The 6,492-nt window shown below is 53.5% G+C and carries 9 protein-coding genes and 1 pseudogene; 7 read left to right on the forward strand and 3 right to left on the reverse strand.

Features of this window, described 5'->3' with window-relative positions; translation table 11 throughout:
- Window positions 1–326: hypothetical protein (locus tag Q363_RS43375; protein WP_211256431.1), on the reverse strand; the 326-nt coding region annotated here is incomplete at its 3' end.
- A 567-nt stretch (window positions 327–893) separates the two neighbouring features.
- On the reverse strand, window positions 894–1,166 hold the full coding sequence (locus tag Q363_RS41580) for a hypothetical protein (protein ID WP_157467876.1): 273 nt from the start codon (window positions 1,164–1,166) through the stop codon (window positions 894–896).
- A gap of 131 nt (window positions 1,167–1,297) precedes the next feature.
- On the opposite strand from Q363_RS41580, the gene Q363_RS29795 reads away from it, so the two are divergent.
- From Q363_RS29795 to Q363_RS29820, 7 genes and pseudogenes are all read left to right on the forward strand, one after another.
- Entirely contained in the window at window positions 1,298–1,996 is a 699-nt protein-coding gene (locus Q363_RS29795; protein ID WP_169747188.1) for a ParA family protein, read from the forward strand.
- A complete protein-coding gene (locus Q363_RS29800) occupies window positions 1,954–2,442 on the forward strand; it encodes a hypothetical protein (RefSeq protein WP_035357991.1) in 489 nt (162 codons plus the stop codon). Before Q363_RS29795 ends, Q363_RS29800 begins: the two co-directional genes overlap by 43 nt.
- A 92-nt stretch (window positions 2,443–2,534) precedes the next feature.
- A complete protein-coding gene (locus Q363_RS29805) occupies window positions 2,535–3,533 on the forward strand; it encodes a replication initiation protein (protein ID WP_035357994.1) in 999 nt (332 codons plus the stop codon).
- Window positions 3,534–4,170: 637 nt separating this feature from the next.
- Window positions 4,171–4,560 (forward strand): hypothetical protein, encoded by a 390-nt coding sequence (locus Q363_RS29810; RefSeq protein WP_157467882.1) that lies wholly within the window; start codon window positions 4,171–4,173, stop codon window positions 4,558–4,560.
- A gap of 134 nt (window positions 4,561–4,694) precedes the next feature.
- Window positions 4,695–5,216 (forward strand): Uma2 family endonuclease, encoded by a 522-nt coding sequence (locus tag Q363_RS29815; RefSeq protein WP_035357998.1) that lies wholly within the window; start codon window positions 4,695–4,697, stop codon window positions 5,214–5,216.
- Between the two features lie 400 nt (window positions 5,217–5,616).
- Window positions 5,617–5,754: pseudogene (locus Q363_RS47180) on the forward strand (hypothetical protein); the annotation flags it as partial.
- Complete coding sequence (locus Q363_RS29820; protein ID WP_035358000.1) at window positions 5,751–6,017, forward strand: hypothetical protein; 267 nt, start codon at window positions 5,751–5,753, stop codon at window positions 6,015–6,017. The pseudogene Q363_RS47180 and the gene Q363_RS29820, both read left to right, overlap by 4 nt.
- Here the strand turns inward: Q363_RS29820 and Q363_RS29825 are convergent.
- A partial coding sequence (locus Q363_RS29825) for an ATP-binding protein (RefSeq protein ID WP_169747189.1) occupies window positions 6,007–6,492 on the reverse strand: 486 nt, incomplete at its 5' end. The genes Q363_RS29820 and Q363_RS29825 overlap by 11 nt on opposite strands.

Consider the following 6,492-nt stretch of genomic DNA (forward strand, 5'->3'; position numbering starts at 1 on the left):
CGTTGCTTCAATGCAAGGGCCTTTACTTCCTCCCATGTAGACCGTGCCTGTGCCGCGTCGTAATTCGTCTCTAGCATTCCCCGGATTGTGAGAATACGGAGCCTCGTTTCGGCCTCTTGAGCTGCAGGCCTTCCCAGGTCTTGGGTGAGTTGGAAGATTTTGGCCGGAACACTTCCCGATTCGTCAGGTGGGACCTGGCTCACTTCGGCATACAGCGCTTTGGAGCGTTCCTTTTGAGCGTCGAACAGATGCTGAGCTCTCGCGTACAAAGGCTGTGCATCTGCCCAGCGATTTCCCCATGCTAAGGTATCGGCCCTGTCGAGCAAGCCTTCTGCGGACTCAGGTGGAGCGGAGCTGTGGTGCGGCGAAATCAGGTAAAAGTAAGTGCTTCCAAGGACAACGAAGATGCCACCGAAAACAGCAAGAATCCTTTTGCCCCAACTGGCTCGCGACATGGAAGCATCTTATCGAAGATGTACACATCTTTGTGTGTAAGAGCCTCTCATTGATGCGACAAGTCGCCGTGCAACAGATGGTCTCCTCGAATCTGAATGCTCTCCGGTATCTGATACAGGAAGCAGCATTTCCGCACACATAAGAGCGGAAATAGACGGTTGGGGATTAGTGCGCGATTGCGCAATTACGGGACGAAAAAGAGTCGGGGGTGCCATCGAACCGACCACCACCTCATCCCCCCCCCAGAGAATGACCTAAATAAGGTCAAGGTGAGGGCCACGATCATTCCCCGCTCGGAACAGCCCCGGTTAAGTCACAGTATTTCATCAGATTCAATGAATATTCCTTCACTAAAGATTAGTGGCGGGATTTTCCAATTCTTCACTGTTTTTCATTTGCAGTCCGTCAAACCCTTGGATACCCTACGGTCTTCTATATCAGTAATCACCCATGCAGAGTTCCACGACGCGTTCCATCTTCCCTAGCTGTGGACGACTGGGTCCGAATGATGCAGCTAGCGAAACCGCTAAACCATCACCCCCGAGAGAAATACTGAAACGGTCTTTCTGCGCGTTCGTATTGCGAGTTAGCCGCAAGGCGGAAAGATCCGGCGCCATTTCTTTGTCTTTGATATCTTGAGATTGGGGCGAATCTAAAGGCATGGCAGCGTTCAACCATTTGAGCTCGCAAGCTACCTTCGAGGTCAGCACACTGCGCAGCTCGGTAGGCTGCTACCTATCTACCAAGCTACCTATCTACCTACGCTGCTACCAAGCTACCAGCACGGGAGTACCGCATTGGTTACTTATGTATGGGTTCGATCGCTGATAGCATCACTTCTATGGCTATTATTATCAGCATTGCAAACCAGAAGGGTGGCGCGGGTAAAACCACTACAGCACAGCAGGTAGCTGTAGAGCTATCCAGCGTGGGATACCGCATTCATGTCATCGACATGGACCCGCAGGCGTCCTTCACGCAATGGTACAGGCACCGTCTCAAGCAGGGACTAAATAGTTTCAGTGTGCAAACCATCCCTACAGGCCTCCTAAAGGAAGACCTGGCAGAACTCAAGACTCGCAACGATCTGGATATCATTTTGATCGACTGTCCAGGAAACATTGTAGATATAACGATGGCGGCCGTGCAGGCATCCGATGCAGTTATCACTCCAGTACGTGCCACGGGTCTCGATCTAGAAGCCACGAAGCACATGATTCATTTCGTCGCCTCCATCATGAAGGAGAACGAGAATCTTCGCTTCATTCTCTTTCACAATGCCAAGCACTCTAGCCGCAGGTTGGATAAGGATGGCTCCGTCAGTCTGGTCAAGGCGACCAAACCAATTCCTGGTCAGCGCGCCTTCATTCTCAAAACCGCGATCACGGACACGGCAGCAGTCGCCGAAGCTGGCATGACCGGCCTCTCGGTTCGAGAGTACTCGCCGAAGTCGCCCTCTTCCACACAGTATCGAAAACTTATCAAGGAGATCCTCGAATGCCTCAAGCCGGCCGACCATCAAGTAAGCGCTTCAGCTTAACCGACCTGGCAGACGATGATGAGCCGATCATTCGTACTGAGCTGATGTCTCCGACTCTGGTGCCTCCGGCTCCGGAGCCAGCGGAGAAGATCGAGGCCGATCCAGCTGCTATACCAGCTCCAGTTCCGGTCCGCGAGGTTATAGCGACTCCGCCGGCTGCTCCGAAGAGTCATCAGACGAGGGTATCCCGGCAGAGCAGGGAAGTGGCCGAGGCGCTGGAACCGACTCCAGTGGTCGTCGATCAGCACAAAGAATCCTTCTATGCAAACTTTGGGGAGAGGAAGACGAAGAAGCAGATCAGTCTCCGAATCCACCCCGACGTGGACAAGGCGTTAACCAAAGAGGTCCTGACCAAGAATCTCGAGGGAATCACCATCACTCGAGAGGCGATCATTACTAAAGCGGTTTGTAACTTCCTCGGGATCGATTACCCAGAGGATATGTAATGTAAACGAACAGAAGAGGACGCGGCTGGACGATCATGCTGATCGCCTCCTCGTCCTCTTCTGTTTCAAAATGTTGTAACGTTGACGGATTGATGCGGAAGCCACCGAAAAACACGCAGGAGCTGCTACCGGGCTACTCCGACTATCGTCTTGAACGGGAAAAGGCAGCCAAGAACCAAGTCGAAAAGCTAATGGGCATCTGGAAGGCTGGTCTGAGCGGCGACAAGCTATTCACAGCCCAGCTGCTCATATACTGTGGACTCCCCATCAACAAGACCGACGAGCAATATGTAATCAGGAAATCCAGGCTCGCCGATGGCAGCTCGGTCAGGGTCACCTTCAATCGGACCAATCCGGATGTGCCTCTTCCGTTCCGCGCGGACCGGACCATGGCCTACTTTCTGACGAACAAGGCCGTTCTCCAGCAAAGCCCTCTTTTACGCTGGGACCATGCCAACGAGTACATGCGCCTCTTCGGTCTAAATCCGGATTCCGGGTATAACTACAAAGCGGTCCAGGAGAGGTTCACCAGGATAGCCTATCTCGGAATTACGGTAGAGTACATCGATCCGAACGAGAAGATCATCGAGCACTGGAAGTGTCCGATGATTGACAACGCCAGGATCACAGCCGAGTTCGATGCGGAAGGGAAGTGGAAGCCCTCGGTCTCCATTGCCGAGATGCTCTCGGCGAAACAGGAGGTCAGTTTCGGACTTCGCTTTTTCATCGAGCTCCAGAAGCAGCCGGTCCCGATCCCGATCGAGCTGCTGATCGCTACCCAAAAATCCCACCGGTTAATGGACTATGTTGTCTTCCTGTACTGGCGGGCCTTCGCTGGCGCGACACAGAGCTTCATCCCTTGGCGTTACCTGCAGGAGCAGTTCGACAATTCGGACTCGAACCCGGACAGGTGGACGCAACAGTTCCGTAAAGCGAAGACCATCCTGAAAACCCTGCCGGATCCCATCAACCAGATCCGCTTCGACGTCTCGAGCGCCGGCCTGACGATCTACCCGCTCCCGGTCGGAACCAGCTTCTTCGAGGGATATCCCAAACTCGGGAAGAGAGCCGCTTTGGGTTCAGAGTCCTAGACCCTCCCTGGTCGATCGGCACGCAGTGCTTCTTACTGCTGTACATAAATAAAGCCCATACTGAAAAAACATCCTGTAAATACATCTTGCTTCTATATAGGCTACGCGGAACTGCGGTCGGTCTACGCGGATCTGCGGGAATCCTACGCGGAACTGCGGCGATCTATACGCGGATCTGCGGTTTAGGTTCTACCGGGAACTGCGGTCGGGGCAGGGAATTGCCCCAAGACCTGTGCAAACTGATACGCGGAACTGCGGTTTTCTACGCGGAACTGCGGTCAAAGTAAACGGCTTATAATCAACGACATACCACGTAAAACTTCGTGTTAAATCCGGAACTGTGAATAACCGGCCTCCGCGATCTGATTCCAATTCACAGGGCCGCACAGGAATTCCACAAGTTGATGAATATACATTTTCATCGCATAAATATACATCCACTTACTGAACTGGTACGACCACTAGGAAATATTGGTCTGTTTAGTGGTGTTCGGCTGCCAGGAAATGGCCCGCGCTAACGCTATCGCCGATTTGACAGAGGAAGTACAATTCAAACGCTTATAAATGAGAAGTTTAGGGGAGATCTCTCATCTTCCGTCGCGCACAAATTGTACATACACGCTGTACAGCTGGAGCGTTGTCTCAAAGGAAGCCGGGCGTTCTGCGGACTGGGATGGTTCGAATGGGGAGCTGTACAGCAGAGCTGTATGGATTGTACTTTTATCAGGCCGCCGTGTATAGTGCAGCAATGGCGGAGAATAGACGGCAACTCGTGGAGCAATTTACGACCCTGGTCCTGGACTCGATCGCAGCTGACGAGGCATCACCGACGAAGCCGCGGAACCCCGTCTTGGTCACGACATCATTCCGTTCACCGGTCGGTTTCAAGAAAAGACTTAAGAAGGCGGCCAAAATAAGGGGAGTGGAGCAAACCCAGCTCCTCATCCAAGCATTGACACCTTTGCTTGCGGTTATCCTGGAGGATGAGGAGCCAGGAACAATACCTCATCTTTTTTCAAATAAATAAACGACGATATTGCAGCAGATACGGGTGATATCTCATCTAACCGTTGACGTGCAACTTTCGTGACTGAGTCCTTAGGTTAAAACCCGAGTTGACAAACAACGATGCTAGACTGTCTCTAACCCAAGAGGTGCCCGATGGCGACGTCAGTTCAGATTTCGATGGCGGAGTATATGCGCACGAATTACCGGCCAGATCGAGAGTATGTCGATGGCGAGCTGGTGGAGAGAAACGTGGGCAAATACGAGCACTCACGCCTTCAGGCGCTTTTGACTATCTGGTTTGGTACGAACGAGAGCCACTGGTCTGTGATGGCTCTCACCGAACAGAGAGTACAGGTCTCTCCGACGCGGGTGCGGATCCCGGATGTCGCTTTAGTACTACCCAAGCCTCAGCCTGAAGTGTTGGTTGAACCCCCAGTTCTTGTGGTCGAGATTCTATCGCCAGATGATAGCTACAGTGACACTAGGGCGCGCGCGACCGACTACTTTGATATGGGAGTCCACACCGTCTGGATCATCGACCCCAAGACTCGAAGTGGCGAGTGGTGCGAGAAGAATGTATGGACCTCGGCACGTACTCTTGAGGTTCCAGGGACGCCAATCTGGGTCGACCTGGATGAGCTATTCGCTGGCCTAGCGCCATACCAGACGACCTAGAAGGCGGGTGGTAACACAATGGATCACTCGAACTAATTGCCAGAACTTGATGACCTGCCGTAAGATCCATACCTTGAGGCCATAATCCGGGATCTCGCCAATCGGAGAGATAGGTTTTCAGGCTAGCCTCGATGGTAAAGTGTTCGACGAGAATCAGAGCGTGGCGTGGCAGCGCGGCTGCGCCGACGCACTCCGTCCGCGGGGATAGGAGGGCAATGAATGTGGTGGTCGATACGGGAGATCCTGGGACAAGCAGACGCTCGCCGAATATTTTCAGGTCCGGAAGGCCCCCAACTTCCTCCCGACATTCAACGTAACTCCGCACTCAATCCAGTCAGTGATCCTCAAGAACGACGAGGGGAAGCGGCAGATGTAGCTGATGCTCTGAGGCCTAACTCCGGCGTGGTCCGAGACTCCAAAGACAACCGACTCGACGCTCAACGCCCGACCGGAAGACGTTTTAAGCAAGCCAGCATTTCGCGACGCCTTTCAAAATCGTAAATACCTTGTTTCCTATGGATGCCTTCTAACGAGTTGAAACAGGTTTCGGGCATCAAGCAGCCGTATGCGATTGGCATGGCGAGCGGCGAGCCCTTTGCTGTCGCAAGCATCGGGGAAACAGTGGGGGACGGGCAGCGAAGTTCTTCTTTCGTTTTCCGTCTGATCATAAAGCATAATGAGATTATGATTATTATTTACAATATGATAAAAGCTTTATTTAATGTTCAGCGTCAACTACTCTTTCCCTTTGACGACAGTTATTTCTCCCTACGAACGACATCTACCGCCATCAACTGCTGACGACATCTTTGTGGAGTTCGGGTGAACCGGCTGGAGGCGGAGGGCGAAGCCCGGAGCCGGAAGCCGGTTCACCCGAAGGGTGCTCGGGGATGGGTTGGTCGCCTGTCTGCACGTTGTGGCGGGCCTGTTCCAGGCGATAGCTGGAGACGTTGAGCTCGACGATCACGCTGTGGTGCACCAGTCGATCGATGGCGGCCGCCGTCGTCATCGGGTCCTTGAAGATCCCCTCCCACTTGGAGAACGGCAGGTTGCTCGTCAACAAGACGCTGCCTCGTTCGTAGCGCTCGGCCAGCAGCGTGAAGACGACTTCCATCTCTTCCCGGGTCTGGCGTATGTAGCCGAGGTCGTCGATCACCATCCCTTCATAGCGCGAGTACCGCTTGATCAGGCGGCTCAGCTTGAGGTCGCGCTTGGCGATCAGCAGATCCTGCACCAGCATCTCGCAGGTGGTGAAGAGCATGCGGCGTCCCCGGCG

The sequence above is a fragment of the Edaphobacter aggregans DSM 19364 genome (genome assembly GCF_000745965.1).
Classification (GTDB): Bacteria; Acidobacteriota; Terriglobia; order Terriglobales; family Acidobacteriaceae; genus Edaphobacter; species Edaphobacter aggregans.

What these genes read in the sequence shown, in the direction of transcription:
- Q363_RS29800 (WP_035357991.1), top strand. Translation starts at nt 1,954, where the DNA reads ATGCCTCAAGCCGGCCGACCATCAAGTAAGCGCTTCAGCTTAACCGAC.
- Q363_RS29815 (WP_035357998.1), top strand. Translation starts at nt 4,695, where the DNA reads ATGGCGACGTCAGTTCAGATTTCGATGGCGGAGTATATGCGCACGAAT.
- Q363_RS29795 (WP_169747188.1), top strand. Translation starts at nt 1,298, where the DNA reads ATGGCTATTATTATCAGCATTGCAAACCAGAAGGGTGGCGCGGGTAAA.
- Q363_RS29805 (WP_035357994.1), top strand. Translation starts at nt 2,535, where the DNA reads ATGCGGAAGCCACCGAAAAACACGCAGGAGCTGCTACCGGGCTACTCC.